The 17,404-nt window shown below is 63.2% G+C and carries 16 protein-coding genes and 1 pseudogene; 5 read left to right on the forward strand and 12 right to left on the reverse strand.

From position 1 onward, the window contains the following. The first annotated feature begins 129 nt into the window (after positions 1 to 129). From B2V90_RS16845 to B2V90_RS16860, 4 genes and pseudogenes are all read left to right on the forward strand, one after another. Positions 130 to 2,697, forward strand: coding sequence for a TonB-dependent receptor plug domain-containing protein (locus B2V90_RS16845; protein ID WP_009823415.1), 2,568 nt, complete (start codon positions 130 to 132; stop codon positions 2,695 to 2,697). Positions 2,698 to 2,768: 71 nt separating this feature from the next. Continuing rightward, positions 2,769 to 3,890, forward strand: a complete 1,122-nt coding sequence (locus B2V90_RS16850) for an aminotransferase class I/II-fold pyridoxal phosphate-dependent enzyme (RefSeq protein WP_228222648.1) — start codon at positions 2,769 to 2,771, stop codon at positions 3,888 to 3,890. A 173-nt stretch (positions 3,891 to 4,063) separates the two neighbouring features. Then, positions 4,064 to 4,585 (forward strand): annotated as a pseudogene (locus B2V90_RS23195) (aminotransferase class V-fold PLP-dependent enzyme); the annotation flags it as partial. Positions 4,586 to 5,159: 574 nt separating this feature from the next. Next, positions 5,160 to 5,591 (forward strand): RidA family protein, encoded by a 432-nt coding sequence (locus B2V90_RS16860; protein ID WP_414711617.1) that lies wholly within the window; start codon positions 5,160 to 5,162, stop codon positions 5,589 to 5,591. 12 nt (positions 5,592 to 5,603) lie between these two features. On the opposite strand, the gene B2V90_RS16865 is transcribed toward B2V90_RS16860, so the two are convergent. The 8 genes from B2V90_RS16865 to B2V90_RS16900 form a co-directional block, all read right to left on the reverse strand. Then, the gene (locus tag B2V90_RS16865; protein ID WP_009823419.1) at positions 5,604 to 5,993 is read right to left on the reverse strand and encodes a hypothetical protein; all 390 of its coding nucleotides are present in this window, start codon (positions 5,991 to 5,993) and stop codon (positions 5,604 to 5,606) included. Positions 5,994 to 6,062: 69 nt separating this feature from the next. Beyond that, positions 6,063 to 6,254, reverse strand: a complete 192-nt coding sequence (locus tag B2V90_RS16870; RefSeq protein WP_228222645.1) for a Trm112 family protein — start codon at positions 6,252 to 6,254, stop codon at positions 6,063 to 6,065. Continuing rightward, positions 6,251 to 6,865, reverse strand: a complete 615-nt coding sequence (locus B2V90_RS16875) for an LON peptidase substrate-binding domain-containing protein (RefSeq protein ID WP_228222644.1) — start codon at positions 6,863 to 6,865, stop codon at positions 6,251 to 6,253. The genes B2V90_RS16870 and B2V90_RS16875 overlap by 4 nt, the downstream gene beginning before the upstream one ends. Before the next feature lie 5 nt (positions 6,866 to 6,870). Next, a complete protein-coding gene (locus B2V90_RS16880; protein WP_293922418.1) occupies positions 6,871 to 7,782 on the reverse strand; it encodes a tetratricopeptide repeat protein in 912 nt (303 codons plus the stop codon). Positions 7,783 to 7,874: 92 nt separating this feature from the next. Next, positions 7,875 to 8,723, reverse strand: coding sequence for a MipA/OmpV family protein (locus tag B2V90_RS16885; RefSeq protein WP_228222642.1), 849 nt, complete (start codon positions 8,721 to 8,723; stop codon positions 7,875 to 7,877). 72 nt (positions 8,724 to 8,795) lie between these two features. After that, entirely contained in the window at positions 8,796 to 9,188 is a 393-nt protein-coding gene (locus B2V90_RS16890) for a DUF2141 domain-containing protein (RefSeq protein ID WP_228222668.1), read from the reverse strand. A gap of 35 nt (positions 9,189 to 9,223) precedes the next feature. Further along, the gene (locus tag B2V90_RS16895) at positions 9,224 to 9,952 is read right to left on the reverse strand and encodes a sterol desaturase family protein (protein WP_228222641.1); all 729 of its coding nucleotides are present in this window, start codon (positions 9,950 to 9,952) and stop codon (positions 9,224 to 9,226) included. A 77-nt stretch (positions 9,953 to 10,029) separates the two neighbouring features. Beyond that, on the reverse strand, positions 10,030 to 10,920 hold the full coding sequence (locus B2V90_RS16900; protein WP_009823426.1) for a prephenate dehydratase: 891 nt from the start codon (positions 10,918 to 10,920) through the stop codon (positions 10,030 to 10,032). Positions 10,921 to 11,080: 160 nt separating this feature from the next. Between B2V90_RS16900 and B2V90_RS16905 the strand changes: the two genes are divergently transcribed. Further along, positions 11,081 to 11,749: a c-type cytochrome gene (locus tag B2V90_RS16905; protein ID WP_009823427.1), complete on the forward strand. Its 669-nt coding sequence runs from the start codon at positions 11,081 to 11,083 to the stop codon at positions 11,747 to 11,749. 41 nt (positions 11,750 to 11,790) lie between these two features. Here B2V90_RS16905 and B2V90_RS16910 read toward each other — a convergent pair whose 3' ends face one another. From B2V90_RS16910 to B2V90_RS16925, 4 genes are read right to left on the reverse strand one after another with little or no spacing between them, the layout of a single operon-like run. Then, the gene (locus B2V90_RS16910) at positions 11,791 to 13,308 is read right to left on the reverse strand and encodes a Ppx/GppA family phosphatase (RefSeq protein WP_228222640.1); all 1,518 of its coding nucleotides are present in this window, start codon (positions 13,306 to 13,308) and stop codon (positions 11,791 to 11,793) included. Between the two features lie 8 nt (positions 13,309 to 13,316). Then, the gene (locus tag B2V90_RS16915) at positions 13,317 to 15,455 is read right to left on the reverse strand and encodes an RNA degradosome polyphosphate kinase (protein ID WP_228222639.1); all 2,139 of its coding nucleotides are present in this window, start codon (positions 15,453 to 15,455) and stop codon (positions 13,317 to 13,319) included. A gap of 3 nt (positions 15,456 to 15,458) precedes the next feature. Beyond that, complete coding sequence (locus tag B2V90_RS16920; RefSeq protein WP_009823430.1) at positions 15,459 to 16,109, reverse strand: chromosomal replication initiator protein DnaA; 651 nt, start codon at positions 16,107 to 16,109, stop codon at positions 15,459 to 15,461. After that, entirely contained in the window at positions 16,106 to 17,344 is a 1,239-nt protein-coding gene (locus tag B2V90_RS16925) for a hypothetical protein (RefSeq protein WP_009823431.1), read from the reverse strand. Before B2V90_RS16925 ends, B2V90_RS16920 begins: the two co-directional genes overlap by 4 nt. Between the last annotated feature and the right edge of the window lie 60 nt (positions 17,345 to 17,404).

Here is a 17,404-nt window from a genome sequence, read left to right on the forward strand (position 1 = left end):
CGCACTGGCACTTGTGTCTTTTCAGACACAGACTCTTCTCTTGTTGGAAATGCTGCGCTGCAATAGCGGCTCGGCTGACACCGTTCGTTCATCCCTTTGTCATCGACATTGCAAAAACAGGGGGCATGAATGACAAGACTGTCCGCGTTCAAACTTTCTCTTATCCTGGCGTCGTCCTGGTCGGCCGGTGCGCTGGCGCAGGAAGCGCCGCAGGAACCGCAGGCCGACGACGGCGCAGCCATCATCGTCACTGGTACACGCGCTGTCGGCATGCAGGCCGCGGACAGCGCCGCGCCGGTCACCGTGCTGGGCGAACAGGCGCTGTCGAGCGTGGGTCAGCCCAACCTCAATCAGGCCCTCACCCAGTTGGTGCCGAGCTTCACCGCCCAGACGCAGGGCGTGGACATGTCCAACTTCTCGCTGTCGGCCCGTCTGCGCGGTCTAAGCCCGAACCATACGCTCGTGATGGTGAACGGCAAGCGTCGCCACGGTTCCGCCATCCTCCAGGTGATCCCTGGTCCGTTCCAAGGATCGGCCGCGCCCAGCATCGACCTCATTCCGCCAGACGCCGTGTCGCGCATCGAAATCCTACAGGATGGCGCATCGGCAGTGTACGGTACCGACGCGATCGCCGGCGCGATCAACATGATCCTGAAGGACCAGACGGACGGCGGCACCTTCAAGGTGACGGGCGGCCAATATTATAACAGCGAAGGCGAACTATTTTCCGCATCGGGCAATGTCGGCTTCAAGCTGGGCGAAGACGGCTTTTTCAACGTTACCGCCTTCCACCGCCGCCAGGATTACACGACCACCGGCACGGGCCAGGTCATCATGGCCGACATTGACGGCAATCCCTATGTAAACGCCGCCGGCACCTATCCCGGGCAGTTCCCATCAACCAGCAATTATTATGATCCTGCCTGGGCCAATCTTGATCTCAACGGCATCAATGGCGGGCAGGCGAAGTCGCAGCTCAACATCCTCTTTTACAATATGGGCTATGATTTCGGCGGGGTCGAACTCTACAGCTTCGGTGATGTGTCGCGGCGCGTGGGCTATGCGCTGCAGGGCTATCGTCCACCCAACCGCATTTGCGCGGATGCGACCGACCTTACCACCTGTTATGGCGACACCGGCACGTTCGGCATGGTCCCACAGCAAAAGGTGGAACAGAAGGAATATAGCTTCACCGTCGGGGCAAAGGGTGAGTTCGGGTCCGACTGGAATTACGACCTCAGCGTCACCTACGGCTATGACCAGAATAAGATCTGGACCATTGAATCGGCGCATCGTTCGCTCTGGATCGCCAATTATAACGCCTCGCTCACGGACCCGACGATCACGCCCAATACGGTGAGCGACGCCTATGACGGCGGCTTCAAGCTCAGCCAGCTGACCACCACGCTCGACATCCGCAAGGAATTTGATGTGGGCATGGCCAATCCGCTGACCCTTGCCTTTGGCGGCGAATATCGGCGCGACACCTATGAAATCCTGCAGGGCGACTATTATTCCACCTTGGCGGAAGGCGTTCAGTCCTTCCCCGGCTACAAGGATATCGATGCAGGCAAACATCGTCGCAGCTCGCGGGCAGCCTATATCAACCTGATCGCCGAACCGATCGACAAATGGACCATCGACATTGCCGGCCGCTACGAGGACTATACCGACTTTGGCGATACGACGATCGGCAAGATCACGACGCGCTACGACTTTTCCGACGCCTTCGCGATCCGCGGCACCGCGTCCACAGGCTTCCGCGCACCGACTTTGGCCGAATCCTTCTATTCGACGGTGAATGTGGGGCCGACCAGCGCCGTGCTGCAATTGCCGGCCGGTTCGCCAGCAGCAACCTTGCTGGGCTTCAATGCGCTGCGTCCTGAGAAGTCCACCAACTTCTCGGCCGGTATCGTCATCCGCCCAACGCCCAAGCTCGCGATCACGATCGATGGCTATTATATCAAGATCAAGGACCGCATCTCCGCAACAGCGACGTTGCCCGCCATCCAGGGCGGTAATCCCGTCGCTGGGGCGGAAAGCATCCTTGCCGCGATTGCTTCTACCGGCCTTGTGCTCGACACCGGGCTTCAAACGCTGGGCGTGGCGAGCTTCACCAACCTCATCGACACCGAAACCTACGGTATCGACTTCGCCGCCCGCTATCCGGTGATGCTCGATTTCGGTAAGCTCGACCTGTCGCTGACGGCGAACTACAACAAGACCAAGATTACCGATAACAGCAACCCCGCCCTCTTCAGTTCCGTATCGGAAAGCTATATCGAGGACGCGTCGCCCGAATATAAGGTTGTGGGCAGTATCAACTTTGCGAGCGGCCCCTTCTCGGCCAATCTGCGCCAGACCTTCTATGGCAAGACCAGCATCCTCGTCCGTTCGGCCCTGTCCGCAGCGGCGATGAACGGCCAGCCGATCGAGCGGGACGGCATCGTCAAGGCGACCGGGATCACCGATCTGGAACTGGGCTATGACTTCACCGATTTTGTGAAGTTCTCGGTCGGCGCGAACAACCTGTTCGACAAGCGGCCGGAAAAGCCAAAATTGCTGAGCGGTGTCACCGTGCTGCCGGGTCAGTCGCCCTATGAAAATGGCACGACATCCTGGAACAGCTATTATGGCCATGGTGCCTATGGCTCGGCCGGGGGTTATTATTACGCGCGTCTCGACTTCAAGTTCTGACGTCGTCACGAAGGAGGGCCGGTCCAGCGATGGATCGGCCCTTTTGCTTTTTGGCAATTGGTAGGCGGCCCATGTCCCTGTCCCGACGAATGATGATGCGCGGTGCGGTGGCCGCGGCGGGCGCCGTTTCCGCCTTGCCCGCTGTTGCCCAGCGCGGCCGCGCGGTCGCACTGCCCGACGATCCCGCCGGCATGGTCGCGAGCCTGACCGATGCCGTCTATATCAACAGCAACGAACATCCGGTGGGCCCCGGCCCGTCCGCCCTTCGGGCGCTGGCCGCCCTGCCGCCCCTTTCAGGCCGCTATGGCATGGCCTTTGCCGGCAAGCTCGAAAGCCTGTTCGCCCGTCAAAACGGCCTCTCCGCCGATCAGGTTCAGGTCCACCCCGGCTCCTTCATGCCGCTGCGGTCGGTCGCGCTGACCTATAGCTCGCGCGAACGACCGATCGCCTATTTCGAACCGACATTCGACCAAGGGTTTCTGGGCCTTGGCGATAAAAGCGTTACGCGCTCGGTCGCGGTGCCGCTGGCTGGCGACTTCGTGGCCGATCCGCAAAAGCTGCTCGCGGCCGCTCCGAATGCCGGCGTCTATTATCTTTGCAATCCCAACAATCCGACCGGCCTTCCCGTCGCACGCACGGACATCGAATGGCTGCTCGCCCATAAACCCAAGGGCAGCATTTTGCTGGTGGACGAAGCCTATATCCAGTTCAGCGACGCGCAAAGCTGCCTGGATCTGGTGGCATCGGGCGCGGACGTGCTGGTCGCGCGCACCTTTTCCAAAATTTACGGATTGGCGGGCCTACGCTGCGGCCTGATCGCCGGGCGCAAGGATTTGCTGGACGGGATGGCGCGCTATGGCGTGAATATCACCCCCATGCCCGCCGTGGTCGCGGCCGAAGCGAGTTTGCTCGATGCCGATCTGGTGCCGATGCGCAAAGCTGAGAATAAGGCGGTGCGCGACGACCTGACCACCTGGTGCGCGACGCAGGGCCTGCGCACATTGCCGAGCGAAGCGAGCTTCCTGATGATCCATGTCGGCCGTCCGGGGGCTGATGTGACAGCCGCACTGGCGCGCGATCGCATCTTCATCGGCGGGCCGCGCAAGCATATGGATGACTGGGTGCGCGTGTCCATCGGCACAGCGGCAGAGATGCAGGCTTTCAAGACCGCCCTGCTCAAAGTCCTGGCATGACGTTGTCGCGCCGGCAGGCGATCGGCGCCGCGATCGCCATGCAGGTGGCGGCCAAGGCGACAGGCGCGACCAATCCCCCTGCCCTGCCGGACAAGGCCGGTTTCGCAGTCACCCCGATCGCTTATCTGGACAGTGCGTCGATCCACCCGATCAGCCTGGGCGCAAGGCGGGCGATGGATGCCTATGTCGCTGGCCGCACGCTTGATCCTGCCGCGCCGCAGCCGGTGGATCGCGCCGCCACGCTCGCCAAGTTCGCGCGGTTGGTCAATGCCGATCCCGATGAAGTGACTTGGGTGCAATCGACCACCGCAGGCGAGCAAGCGGTGCTCCGCGCGCTGGGTTTTCCCGGCAGTGGCGGACGGATCGTCACCGACACGCTGCATTTCTACGCGGCCTTTCCCATGTATCAGGAACTGGCCAAACAGGGCGTGGATGTCGCCTGGGTTCAGGCCCGCGACGGGCGGATCCTGCCGGAGGACATGGCGCGCGCAATCACCCCGGGCACCAAGCTGGTCAGCCTGTCGCTCGTGTCCACCTATAACGGGTTCCAGCATGACCTGAAGGCGGTATGTGCGCTCGCCCATGCGGCCGGCGCACTGGTCTATGCCGACATCATCCATGCCGCCGGCGCGGTGCCGGTCGATCTGCACGACAGCGGCGTCGATTTCGCCGCCTGCGCCACTTATAAATGGCTGATGGGAGATTTTGGCCTTGGCTTTCTCTATGCCAGGCGCGGCATCGTCGATGACCTTCGCCTTGCGGACTTTGGCTATTATGGCTTTGCCGCTCCCGGCGCCACGCCGGGCATCGGCCTGTCACCGCCGCAAACCCATGTCTATCCCATGGACCCGCCCGGAAATGCGCCTACCGGCTATATCCACCGAACGGGCGCCCTCGGCCATTTCGGGACCGGCACCTATGCGCAGGCTGTCATACCCGCGATCGACCACGGGCTTGATTATATTACGGCCATCGGCGTTCCGGCGATCCAGACTCACGCGCAAGAGTTGATCGGGCTGCTGCGGGAGGGGCTGACCGCCAAGGGCTATCGCCTCATCACTCCGGCCGACGCACGCACGCCCCTGTTGACGGCCCTTCTGCCCAACGCCCAGGAACGGCTGACCGGACCTTTGGCGCGCGCGCAGGTGCGCGTGTCGCTGCACGATCATCATTTGCGGATAGCGCGCCATCCGTTTTTACCGATATGCAGGACGTGGAGCGTCTGCTTGGTGCCCTGCCCCGCGCCTGACCCGTCAAGGAGAGATCGCCATGAAGTTCGCCCTCATCGCCAGCCTGATGCTGGCCGCCGCGCCGGCCATGGCGCAACCCGCTGCTACGCCGCAACCGCTGCCCGCCCAATTGCCCTTTTCACCGGCGGTGCCAGCCGGCGGTCTCCTCTTCCTGTCCGGCCAGATCGGCCAAGTGCCGGAGGGGATGGACCGCCATACGGACGGATTTGATGCCGCAGTCAAAGGCGCGATGGATGCGGTCGGCACGATCCTGAAATCCAATGGTCTCGACTATGGTGACATCGTCAAATGCACGGTGATGCTGGCCGACATGAAGGATTGGCCTCGGTTCAACGCGGCCTATCTGCCCTATTTCAAGGGCAAGCGCCTGCCGGCCCGCAGCGCCTTTGGCGCGAATGGACTTGCTCTGGGCGCGCCCCTGGAGGTGGAATGTATCGCGGCGCAGCGATAACGCAGCCAGACTTTAAATCTGTCGATCGGCGTCGAAAGGCGGCACGACACGGCAATGATAGGCCCGCTTTTCGTCGATCAGCCCCGTGTGCAACTCGGTCGACAGCACCAACGTCGCGCGGTCCAGCTGTTCGACCCGGCGCAGATCGCTGAGCAGCCCGCCGCCCTGCTTGACCAATGTAATCGTCGCATCGTCCTGCGCGATGATCTTGCTCCATTTCCGCCCGGATTCCCGCCAGCGCCCGGCCGTGAAATCAATCACGATGTCGCGAACGGAGCTATCGTCGGCACAGGTCAGTCCCCGCGTGTCGGACATGGGCAGCGGATCGACGGCTGGCGCGGGAACCGCCGCCGGCGTGGAAACCGGGGTCGCCAGGGCGAGAAGGAGCATTGGCAGGAACATCGGGTTTACCTTATCTGCTGTGACCGTTTGGCGCGAGGCACCTCATAGCAGTGGCCACTTAACCGGGCCTTACAGCGGACGCGCCTGCCTTGCCACCAGCAGGGGCACGCCGTCACGCAGTGGAAAGGCGAGCCCGGCCGCCTCCGAAACCAAGGCATGCCGCCCGGCATCCCAGCGCAGCGGTGTCCGCGTAACCGGGCATACCAGCTTTTCCAGCAACCACGGTTCAATGGGAGGGAAATTTCCGTCCGGTTCGATCATTGCAGCGTCGCGCCGCCGTCGCGCTCGATCCGGCCAATGATCTGCATCAATTGCATGATGCGCTCCGACCGTTCGGAAAGGCTGTCGGCTTCCAGCAGGGTTTGCTTGGACGCAGGATCGAACGGCGCGATTTGCGCAATGCCATTGACCAACGCCACATCGTCCAGCCGCGATACCGCCGTCCAGTCGACAACATAGCCCAGCATGTCGGCAAAGCGTCGCGATTCCTGCTCCAGCGCGGCGCGTTCCACTGCGGACAACACTTCGTCCTCACCCGGCGCCTGTTCCACCTCCGCCTCGACCTGGCGGAATTGCGTCGCCACAGGCAGTTCGCGCAGAACCCGGAACCGGGCGAGGCCGGTCAATATGATGTTGAAGCGACCATCCTCCAGAGCCTCTATATGGCTGACATGGCCCAAGCATCCGACATCATAAAGCGGTGGCACCGGACCGTCGCCACGCGGCTGGATCATGCCGATCCGGCGGTCCCGCGCCATTGCGTCATGGATGAGGGCGCGATAGCGCGGCTCGAAAATATGCAGGGGCAGGTCCATACCCGGCAGCAGCAGCGCGCCCGCTAGCGGAAAGATGGAGACGCGCGTCGCCGCCATCGTCGTTACGCGAACAATATCTGCGACAGTTTCCGCCGCTGCGTTGCAACCCAAGGATCTTCCAGACCCACTGCCTCGAAAATCTTCACCAGCTGAGCGCGCGCCGCGCCATCACTCCATCCGCGGTCGCGCCGGACACTTTCCAGCAGCATGTCGGCGGCGCCGTCGCGATCGCCATTGCCCATCAGGCCCGCCGCCAGATCGAAACGCGCCTGATGATCATCGGGGTCGGCGGCGACCTTTGATTCCAGGTCCGACAGATCAGCCGTCGGACGCGCTTCGCGCTTGAGCGCGATCGCCGCGCGGGCCTGATCGATCGCCGGATGCTTTGCTACTTCAGGTGGGAGGCCGGCGATGAGCGCTTCGGCTTCGTCCAGTCGGCCAAGCGCGATCAATGCGCGAGCCTGGCCGCTTATGACCTCGGCATTGTCCGGATCCATCTCCGCGATTTGCGAGAAGATCGAAAGGGCGCGTTCATGCTCGCCCCCCGCGAGCATTTCCTCCCCCATGGCGATCAGCGGCGCGACTTCCTGTTGCAGCGCCTTTTCATCGGATTCTATCGGAAGCTGTGCCAGCAATTGGTCAAGATATTGCTTGAACTGCCCTTCCGTCCGCGCCTGCGACAGATCGGCCACCGGCTGACCTTGAAAAACGGCATAAACCGTCGGGATCGACTGCACGCGAAACTGGCTTGCGATAAAGCCGTTTTCATCGACATTGACCTTGACCAGCTTAACGCCCTTGGCGGCATAGTCGGCGCAGACCTTTTCGATTACCGGGGCCAGCTGCTTGCAGGGGCCGCACCATTCGGCCCAAAAATCGACAATGACCAGACTGGTGCGCGAAGGATCGACGACGTCTCGGCGAAATGCCTCCACTGCCGCCTTTTCAGTCTCGCTCAGTCCCAGGGTCGCCACGTCGTCATCTCCTGCCAAGTTGGTCCGTCAAGGCCGCTGCCTTACAGCGCCTTATGTGGGGCGTCACCCCCATGGAACAAGGCAGGATGCCGTCAGAAGGTGTAGCCGACCCCTATCGCGCCGATCCACTGGTCCTTCGATCCGGCGATGGCGACCACGGGCGAGTCCGCATAATCACCGAGCATGCGCGAATAGCTGCCAAGGGCAAACAGCGTCCAGCCGCGCCGGATGTCGCCCGACAGGGAATACCCACCGGTCAGGTTGAAATTGACCTTGCGAAAGCCTGACCCGTCGCCAGCGCGATCATAGGCCGGCAGGCCGCTCGCAACGGCCTCTTCGGGCGTCACGTCGAAATAATAGCGGCCATATTTCTTGCCGACATAATCGGCCGACACGCCCAGGCCAACGAAGCTGCGGATCGACAAAGGGGTGAAATATTCAATCGCGGGCGTCACGATCATGCTGTCATGTGCCCCGGCAACGTCCTTGGTGATGGTGACGCGCGCCGAAATATTGTCATAGGCGCTGGTGATGACGCCGGTCTTTCCGATCCCGACGAAGCCACCCACCTCGATTGCGGTGTCGAGCTTGCCCAGCGCGGCGACGGCGTCATCCTTGATGCGCTTGCGGCTGGTGCGGTCGAACCGTGCGCCCACGACGGGGCCGAGCTGAATGTCGATGCCTTCGTCGCTGCGATTGGGAATGACATCGACGAAGAGGGCCGGTCCGCGCGTCCAGAAGGCGAAATCGTGAACCTTGCCCCGCAGCTGCGGGATCGGGATGACACGATAATCGTCGGACCCTTCATAGCTCGGCACGGCGGCCGCGCCGACGCCGATCGTCAGATTGCTGTGATCCTCCGCCTCCTGCGCCTGCGCGGTCATGGTGAATGACAGGGGCGCGACAAATGTCGCGGCCACAAGGCTACGGAAGGATGGCATGAGGACCCCTGTTTTCAAATCTCTATTCGGAAGGCAGAATGTTTCGGGGGGGTTACAGGTTCCCGATTTCCGTCACAGGAAATATTTCAGCTGAATATCCTGTTCGACCGGCGCGCCGCTGATCGTGAAACTGGCAGATCGGAAGCTGGGCGCGCCAAAGCGCAGGACAGGGTTGCGAGAGAAGCCCACGCCTTCGCGCGGAATGCCGGCGAAGGTATCCAACCGCCCATTGCGATTTTCGTCATGAATGATCGCGATGGCATAGCTGCCCGGCGCCAATTGACCCAGCGTCACGGGGTCGCTGGACGCGGGTATGGAAAAATGCCGCTTGTCAGGGTCATCCGTGCAGTCGGGAAAATGATCCGGATCGCGCGTCACGCAAATCAGAATCTGGCCCTTGGCCGAACGCAGCCCTTCCAGCGCCATGCTGAGGGGCTGTGGCAAAGTGACGGGCGCCGCACCCATCGAAAAAAACCCCGCCAGACACAGACCAACCGCCTTCACGTGCGTCCCTTCGCAAATTTGCCCAACCCTTTGTCGGTGCCGCACAGACGATCCCAGAAACGAAAATACAGGCCGTAATTGCAAGCATAATATTCATGGTGGCGCTGATGATGGCTCGCCGTGATCAGCCAGGCGCCCAGCGGCCCGCGCACCATCCAGCCCGGAAACATTTCCCACCCCATATGGTTGCTGACCCCCATGACCGTCATGACGGTCAGGACGACGGCCAGCGCGCCGACATGGATCGGTATTATGAACACGAGCGCCGGAATGACGATCGCACCGGTGAGCGCTTCCCAGGGATGAAAGCTCATCGCGGCCCAGGCGGTTGGGGGGCGGCTGGCATGATGCACCGCATGGGCGATGCGGAACAGGCGCGGCTGGTGCATCCAGCGGTGCGTCCAATAGAACCAGCAATCATGCGCGGCGAGATAGAGCAGCACCGACAGCGGCAGATACCAGATCGGATAGTCGCCAATGTCGCTGTAAATTTGCGTCCAGCCGCGCGCCTGCCAGCCCCAGGCGACGATCCCCGCCGGCACGCCGTAAATGACCGCAGACAAGAGCGACCAGCGCACTTCCCGCCCCATCTGCCGTTCCAGCCCCCGGTAGAGACCGGGCTGGCGAATGCGCGTCGCGAGCGCGAAGCCGCCGCTTGCCAGCAGGTAACGCACGCCGACGATGACGCTCATCGCCAAGGCGGACAGAAGGATGGCAGCAACCATGGTCGGCCTATACCCTTGAAGTATTACGGGCGAAAGGGTGGAGCGCGGCTGGTGCTGACGCGCCGCCGCCGCTTGGGTCAGGTGCGCGGACGGGCCTGACGGTAGCTACCAAGCTGCCGGACCCATTTGGTGTGGAATTCCAGTTCGGCCAGCGCCCGGTCGACCGCCGCATCGCCCGGCATGCCTTCGATGTCGCAGAAAAATTCCGTGGCGGCAAAGCTGGCGCCGCGCTGGTAGCTTTCCAGCTTGGTCATATTGACGCCGTTGGTGGCAAATCCGCCCATCGCCTTGTAAAGTGCGGCGGGCACATTCTTCACTTCGAAAAGGAAAGTGGTCATGACCGGGCCGATGCCTGCGACCGGCATTTTCGCCTCACGCGCCAGCACAAGGAAGCGAGTCATATTGTCGTCGCTATCCTCGATATTTTCCGCGACCAGCCGTAACCCATAAAGTTCGGCCGCCAGATAGGGCGCGATTGCCCCTTCCCCCGGCGTCTTGCGTTCGGCGACGAGTGCCGCCGCGCCCGCCGTATCGGCATAGGCGACCGGCTGAATGCCGCGTTCGCGCAGATAGTGGCGGCACTGGCCCAACGCCTGAACATGACTGACCGCGCTGGTTACAGGCGTCGCATCGGGCGCCATCAGGCAGTGGCGAATGCGCAGGAAATATTCATCGATGACATGGAGCCCCGATTCGGGCAGCAGGAAATGCATGTCCGCCACGCGCCCGTGCAGGCTGTTTTCGATCGGGATGATGGCGCGGTCCGCCTCGCCCTTGCGCACAGCGTCGATGGCGTCTTCAAACGCGAAGCAGGGCAAGGGCACGCAATCGGGTGCATAGCCAAGCGCCGCCAGATGCGAATTGGCGCCGGGCGCGCCCTGATAGGCGACGGCGCGCGCGGGGTTGGCTGCGGCCTTGGCAGCCTGGTCCGCGACGATCGCGCGGGCGGGGGCAGGATAATTTTCCATTTGCGCCTGCGCGCTTAGGATTTCCCCCCGGCCGGCGCAAGCGCCCTGCGCATTCGTCTATCAACCCGGCTTGCACCATCGCGCCAGCCCGATTATGGCAGCGCTCAAGAGGGGGCGCGACTGACAGCCGCCAAGACAAAAGCAAGGGAAGTCGAGCGAGATGGGCGATCGTTTCAATACCGTGGCGGGCTGGGCTTTGTTTGCAGGCATCATCGCCCTGGGTGGCGCGATCGTCAGTTCCAAATATTTCGAAACCGAACGGCCGGAAAAGATGGGCTATGCCATCGAGGGTGTTGAGGCCGAAGGCGAAGGCGGCGACAGCGGACCCAGCCTCAACACCCTGCTGGCCAGCGCCGACGTCGCGGCGGGCGAAAAGGTGTTCGCCAAATGCGCCGCCTGCCACACCGTGAACCAGGGCGGGGCCAATGGCATCGGTCCCAATCTGTGGGGCACGGTCGGCGAAGCAATTGCCGTGGGCAAGGCGGGCTTTGCCTTTTCCGATGCGCTCAAGAGCAAGGGCGGTCAGTGGACGTTCGAAAATATGGACGCCTGGCTCAAAAGCCCTCGTGAATTTGCGCCAGGCACCAAGATGACCTTCGCCGGCCTGGGCAATCCGGCCGATCGCGCCAATTTGATCGCCTGGCTGAACACGCAAGGGTCCAACCTGCCGCTGCCCGCGGCCGACCCTGAGCCAGCAGAAGCGAGCGCCACGCCGGCAGAAGCGGCGGGCGATGCAACCAACGCCGCCCAAAGCGTCGAAGGCGCGGCGCCCGCTGACGCCGCAACCGCCGGCGGCCCCGCGACGCCAACCACCGGCGAGAGCGAATAAGCGCGATATGCGTTTGAATGGGACGGGCGCCTTGGTGCCCGTCAGCCGTTCATCATCCGATATTTAAGCCCCATGGCCTGGGCCAGATGCCGCAGGCGGCGTTCGACGGCTTCGCCATAAAGATCGGCATCCTCGGCGCGCAGATACAGGTCGATGCGGTCGTCGTGCCGTTCCAGCCGCGATACCGCCAATGGCGCCTCCACTCCACCCGACATGCGTTGAGCCAGGCGGATGGCGAGGCCCCATAAAATGGCGCGCTGCAACCGGTCCGTCATGGCGATTCGCTCCAGCGCCGGCAGCGGTGCCACCCCTCCGCCAAAATGACTGCTGAGCGCCTGTCCCAGCATCGCTCGTTCCGCCGCGTCAATACCTACCCAGTTGCTGTGCAAAGCGATTTCGACACCCCGCTCCGCCCGAAAGTCGGGATTAGCGCGCCAGCTTACATCGGCCAGCAAGCAGGCGGCCCGGCGGATACGGCGGCCCGACGCATCGTCATCGGTAAAAAGCGGAGCGATCCAGCGGTCGATCCGATCCCCATGGCCGCGAAACCGCGCCTGCGCCTCCCCTTCCGCCTCGGCCGCGACCAATAGCGGATCGTGCCGTTGGATATCGGGCGGCAGCGCTCCGTAAAGCAGCCCCTCGCGCAGGCCATAGGCGGACACGACCAGACGGCTCGACTTGAGCTGGCGCACCACAACCGACAGCAGAGCGGCGGCGTCCGGCAGCGTCGGCACGCGCGATCCCGTCATGGCCGGTATCTGTTTCAGCCGGGCCTTGTCGACATGGCTGACGATACGGGTCAACTGCTCGGCGCGCGCAGCCGTCATTTCATATTGATGGACGACGGGCAGCGGAAAATGGGTCAGCTGCATGTCGAACCGCGCGAGCGCACGCCACGACCCGCCGACCATGTAAAAGGGCAAGCCTGGTTCAGCGGCCCATCCGGCCTTGTCCAGCATCTTGGCGACGGCGCGCTCCAAGGCACGCGGCCCCTTGGCGCGGATCTGCGGCAGGCGCAGCACGCCCAGCGGCAGCGATATGGTCTGTTCCACCGCCCCGTCCCGCACCCGCGCCAGTTCCAGGCTGCCGCCGCCCAAATCGCCGACAATGCCGTCCGCGCCGGGAATGCCCGACAGGACACCCATGGCTGCGCCGATCGCTTCCTGCGCGCCGGTGAGCAATTCGACCGTCAGCCCCATATCCTTGGCGCGGGCGATGAAGTCGGGTCCGTTGGTTGCATCGCGCACCGCCGCCGTGGCGACGCAGCGTATATCGGCAACCTTCATCGACCGGCACAGATGCGCAAACCGACCGATGGCGCGCAGGCCGCGCTCCATCGCTTCGGGTTCGATCGCACCGGTGCGGGCGAGCGAGGCGCCCAGTCCGGCCATCACCTTTTCATTGAACAGGATGAAGGGGATGCGGCGCGGTCCGTCATAGATGACCAGGCGCACGCTGTTTGACCCGATATCGATGATCGCCGTGCGCGCATGGGCGGGCTCGGGCGATGTCACCATCTGTTCGGCTACGGCGCGCACGCGGCTCAGCATCGAATTCATGGCAGCGTTCAACCCCCGCTGCGCAAACGCAAGGTCGGGACGGCGTCGCTGTCCAGAGCCGCGCCACGTCCCGAAAGCGACGGATTGGTCATGAAATAGCGATGCAGGTTGAACGGCTTTTCGCCCATTTCGACGCGGCTATAATGACCTTCGGCGTCCAGTTCCCAGCTCTGTTCGGTATCGATCAGGTTGGCAACCATCACCTGGTCGACGATCTGGTCGTGCACGGTGCCGCTTTCCACCGGGGCCAAGAATTCCACACGGCGATCGAAATTGCGCGGCATCCAATCGGCCGAGCTGATATAGACTTTCGCGCCATTGTTGGGCAGCGCCTTGCCATTGCCGAACACGGTGATGCGGCTATGTTCCAGGAAACGGCCGACCACCGACTTCACGCGGATATTTTCAGACATGCCCGGCACCCCCGGTCGCAGGCAGCAAATGCCGCGCACGATCAGCTCGATCCGCACCCCGGCATTGCTGGCGGCATAGAGTTTTTCGATGATCGCGGGATCGACCAGGCTGTTCATCTTGGCCCAGATGGTGCCGGGCCGCCCGGCGCGCACATGATCGATTTCCGCCTCGATCAGTTCACACAGCCGATTGCGCAGGTCGCGCGGGCTCATCACTAGCTTTTCCAGACCCTGCGGTTCGACATAGCCGGTGATATAGTTGAACAACGCTGCGGCATCGCGGCCATAATCGGGATTGGCGGTGAAGAAGCTCAAGTCAGTGTAAATCCGCGCGGTGATCGGGTGGTAATTGCCGGTGCCGAAATGACAATAGGTGCGGAACTGCTCTCCTTCGCGCCGCACGACCATCGACACCTTGGCATGGGTCTTCCAGTCGATGAAGCCGTAGACGACCTGCACGCCCGCACGCTCCAGCGCGTCCGCCCACATCAAATTCTGTTCTTCGTCGAATCGCGCCTTGAGTTCGACCACTGCGGTCACGGACTTGCCCGCTTCGGCGGCGTCGATGAGCGCCCGGATGATCGCCGACTGTTTGCCCGCGCGGTAGAGCGTCTGCTTGATCGCGACCACATCCGGGTCGGACGCCGCCTGTTTCAGGAAGGATATGACGACGTCGAACGCTTCATAGGGATGATGGACGACAATGTCCTTGGCCCGGATCGCGGCAAAACAGTCGCCGCCATATTCGCGGATACGTTCGGGAAAGCGCGGCGCATAGGGTTCGAATTTGAGGTCTGGCCGATCTTCATCGACGATGCCGGACAAGTCGCCGATGCCGACAAAACCCTCCACCTCCTCGATGATCGCGTCATGCCCCTGGAGCATGTCCTGCAACATTTCCTCGACCGGTTCGGGAATGCGCTCCTCGATTTCCATGCGGATAACGCGGCCGCGGCGGCGGCGTTTGATGGCGCTGCGGAAATAGCGGACCAGATCCTCCGCTTCCTCCTCGATTTCGATGTCGCTGTCGCGGATGATGCGGAAGACGCCGCTGTTGCGAACGCGATAGCCAGGGAAGAGGTCCTCCGAAAAGCGCCGGATCACTGCCTCCAGTGCCATGTAGCGCGCTGGCTCCCCCGGCACGCGCACGAACCGCGCGAGCGACGATGGGATCATCACCAGCTCGCGGATCGGCTGCTTGTCCGACAGGCGCTCGAGATCGAAAACGATCGACAGCCCCTGGTTGGGAATGAAGGGAAAGGGGTGCGCCGGGTCGAGGGCCTGGGGCGTGAGGATCGGGAAGATCTGCGTCAGAAAATGTTCGCGCAGCCAGGCGGCGCAGACATTGTCCATGTCGGCCGAAGGGCCGATGACCTCGACGCCAACCTGCGTCAGTTCGCCATGGAGCGCGCCCCATACTTTCTGCTGCGCGCGCATCAGCGTGCCTGTCGTCTCGGTAATCGCGGACAGTTGCTGCGCCGGAGTCAGCCCGTCGGCGGAGCGCATGTCGACATTCTGTAATTGTTGCCCTTTGAGCCCTGCGACCCGCACGGAAAAAAACTCGTCAAGGTTCGCGCCCGAAATCGACAGGAAGCGCAAGCGCTCCAGCAGCGGATGAGCGCGGTTCATCGCCTCTTCCAGCACGCGCTGGTTGAACGCCAGCCAGGACAGCTCACGATTGAAATAGCGGTCGCTGGGCAGCGACAGATTGGCAATGGGATCGGCTTCGGCCACGGACTACTCGCGTTGCACTGAGGAAGGATCGGGCGGGACTATAGGCAGGATACCCGCGGATTGCAGGGCCTCTTTCGCCATTGCGACCGAAATCTTGCGTCCAGATGACAAGGCAGCGCGATCCAGCAGGCGCGTGATCGTTTCGATGGCGGCATAGGATCGGTCGATCCGCCGCGCCAGCCAATCTGGCAAATCCGCAGAATACGCCGCGCCAGCGGCATCGAAACTGCGCTGGATGAGTGCGCGGGTCAGCATCTCGTCGGGTGCATCGATGCCGACATGGGGGACGGCGGCCAGACGGGAGCGTAGGTCGGGTAAGGTGACGGGCCAGGTGGCGGGCGGTGCCTGCCCCACCAGCAGGAGCGGGCGATGCTCCGTCTGCGCGGCGTTCCAGGCATGAAATAGCCGATGATCGTCCAGCGGGCGGTCACCCTCATGCGCATCATCGATGACATCGCCACCGCTCATGCGGGCGAACTGACGTGCCAGTGTCGACCGTCCCGAACGCGGCGGGCCAGTCAGAACGGCAATGGACAGCGGCCAATCCCGCCAGCGCTCCAGATAGGCAACGGCGACACGATTGGCGTCGCTGACAAGAAAATCGCCTTCGCCCCTCCCTTCATGACCTTCGAACGGAAGGCTGATCTGGCTCATTGTGCGGGAGGCGGCGCCTGTCGCCGCGTGATGCGCAGCGTCGTTCCAGCGACGGCGACCTGATAACCGCGCGCCTGAAGCCCGGTGCGCAGCATGTCGATGCTGCCGTCATACCCGACCTGCATGACCGATGTGCCGCCCAGCGCCAAACTGCTGGTCGATGCCGAACGCACGCCCGGGATGGACCGGACGGCCGATTCGCCCGCGCCCACCGAACTGACGTCCGGCGTGTCATATTGGATCGTGAAGCTGCCGGTCGTGCTGACGCCCGCAACCGGCACATCGATCGCCTCGATCGGCGCTTCGACGGCATTTTCAATCTCCAGCGTGGCGGGATCGACCGGCTCCTCGATGATGAGCGAGGGGTCAGGACGCAGGCGGCCGTCGTTGAGCGCGCCGGTATAGAGCGTGTCGATCCGCTTCGCGCCTTCGTCCAGCATTTGCGCCAGGCCACTGGCGTTCGACGCCCGCAGCGCAAAGCTGCCGATCAGGCTGTTGTCCGGGCCATAGCGCGCCGTGAAGGTCGCGGTAATCGGGCCGCCGGGATAGGCGCGCTCCAACCGCACGATCGGGATGACGACATCGGCCGCGCCATATTGGTCGAGCAGCACCCGCCACCACAGACGGCCGCGTCGCCCGGTCTGGCCAGCATTGAGCAGGATCGGATCGGCGATTGATCCGGCGACGCGCACATAATCGATGGCGCTTTCGCCGGTCCGATAGCGCGCCCAAGCCTTCTGCCATTCATTGGTCCGCTCGTAGGAAACGGCAGATCCTCCATCCCACATCACCGGAATGACCAGCAGCGGCGGCGACCGACGGACATTGCCCGACACGCCGAGCAACTGCCCGGTGCGCGCGCGATCGAACATGACGCCCAGCGTAGCGACATAACGGGTGGGGCCCACCTGCTCCTGCTCGATCTCGATCCCTGAAATCATTGCTTCCAGCTGCGAATCGGACAGCGCCGGCGCGCCCGCGCCGCCGTGGGTGCGGCTCCACAACATCCGCCAGGCCTGTCGCTGCGCCATGCGCCAGCCGGCATAGCGCGCGCTGTCAGCGTCCTTGGCTTCCACATCCACCTTGACGCCTGTTACCTCGAAATCGCCGCCGCTGGCGATTGGCGGGACGCCGCGTTCCCCCTCCATCTGCGCGAACAGCGCGGCGGCCAGCAAGCCAAGACCGATGGCGATCGCGATCTGGACAGGCCGGGACAGCAGGCGCACCAGCGCCATGGGCCGGAACAGGGGGCGGGACAGGGACGGGCTCAGGCTCACGCGCGCCCTTTTGGCGCG

Origin of the sequence: Sphingobium sp. UBA5915 (genome assembly GCF_002431195.1) — a bacterium.
In the GTDB taxonomy this organism is placed as follows: domain Bacteria; phylum Pseudomonadota; class Alphaproteobacteria; order Sphingomonadales; family Sphingomonadaceae; genus Sphingobium; species Sphingobium soli.

Bases quoted from the DNA above. Each gene is read 5' to 3' on its own strand.
- B2V90_RS16845 (WP_009823415.1), top strand. From the start codon at position 130: ATGACAAGACTGTCCGCGTTCAAACTTTCTCTTATCCTGGCGTCGTCC.
- B2V90_RS16850 (WP_228222648.1), top strand. From the start codon at position 2,769: ATGTCCCTGTCCCGACGAATGATGATGCGCGGTGCGGTGGCCGCGGCG.
- B2V90_RS16860 (WP_414711617.1), top strand. From the start codon at position 5,160: ATGAAGTTCGCCCTCATCGCCAGCCTGATGCTGGCCGCCGCGCCGGCC.
- B2V90_RS16865 (WP_009823419.1), bottom strand. From the start codon at position 5,993: ATGTTCCTGCCAATGCTCCTTCTCGCCCTGGCGACCCCGGTTTCCACG.
- B2V90_RS16870 (WP_228222645.1), bottom strand. From the start codon at position 6,254: ATGATCGAACCGGACGGAAATTTCCCTCCCATTGAACCGTGGTTGCTG.
- B2V90_RS16875 (WP_228222644.1), bottom strand. From the start codon at position 6,865: ATGGCGGCGACGCGCGTCTCCATCTTTCCGCTAGCGGGCGCGCTGCTG.
- B2V90_RS16885 (WP_228222642.1), bottom strand. From the start codon at position 8,723: ATGCCATCCTTCCGTAGCCTTGTGGCCGCGACATTTGTCGCGCCCCTG.
- B2V90_RS16890 (WP_228222668.1), bottom strand. From the start codon at position 9,188: ATGGGTGCGGCGCCCGTCACTTTGCCACAGCCCCTCAGCATGGCGCTG.
- B2V90_RS16895 (WP_228222641.1), bottom strand. From the start codon at position 9,952: ATGGTTGCTGCCATCCTTCTGTCCGCCTTGGCGATGAGCGTCATCGTC.
- B2V90_RS16900 (WP_009823426.1), bottom strand. From the start codon at position 10,920: ATGGAAAATTATCCTGCCCCCGCCCGCGCGATCGTCGCGGACCAGGCT.
- B2V90_RS16905 (WP_009823427.1), top strand. From the start codon at position 11,081: ATGGGCGATCGTTTCAATACCGTGGCGGGCTGGGCTTTGTTTGCAGGC.
- B2V90_RS16910 (WP_228222640.1), bottom strand. From the start codon at position 13,308: ATGAATTCGATGCTGAGCCGCGTGCGCGCCGTAGCCGAACAGATGGTG.
- B2V90_RS16920 (WP_009823430.1), bottom strand. From the start codon at position 16,109: ATGAGCCAGATCAGCCTTCCGTTCGAAGGTCATGAAGGGAGGGGCGAA.
- B2V90_RS16925 (WP_009823431.1), bottom strand. From the start codon at position 17,344: ATGGCGCTGGTGCGCCTGCTGTCCCGGCCTGTCCAGATCGCGATCGCC.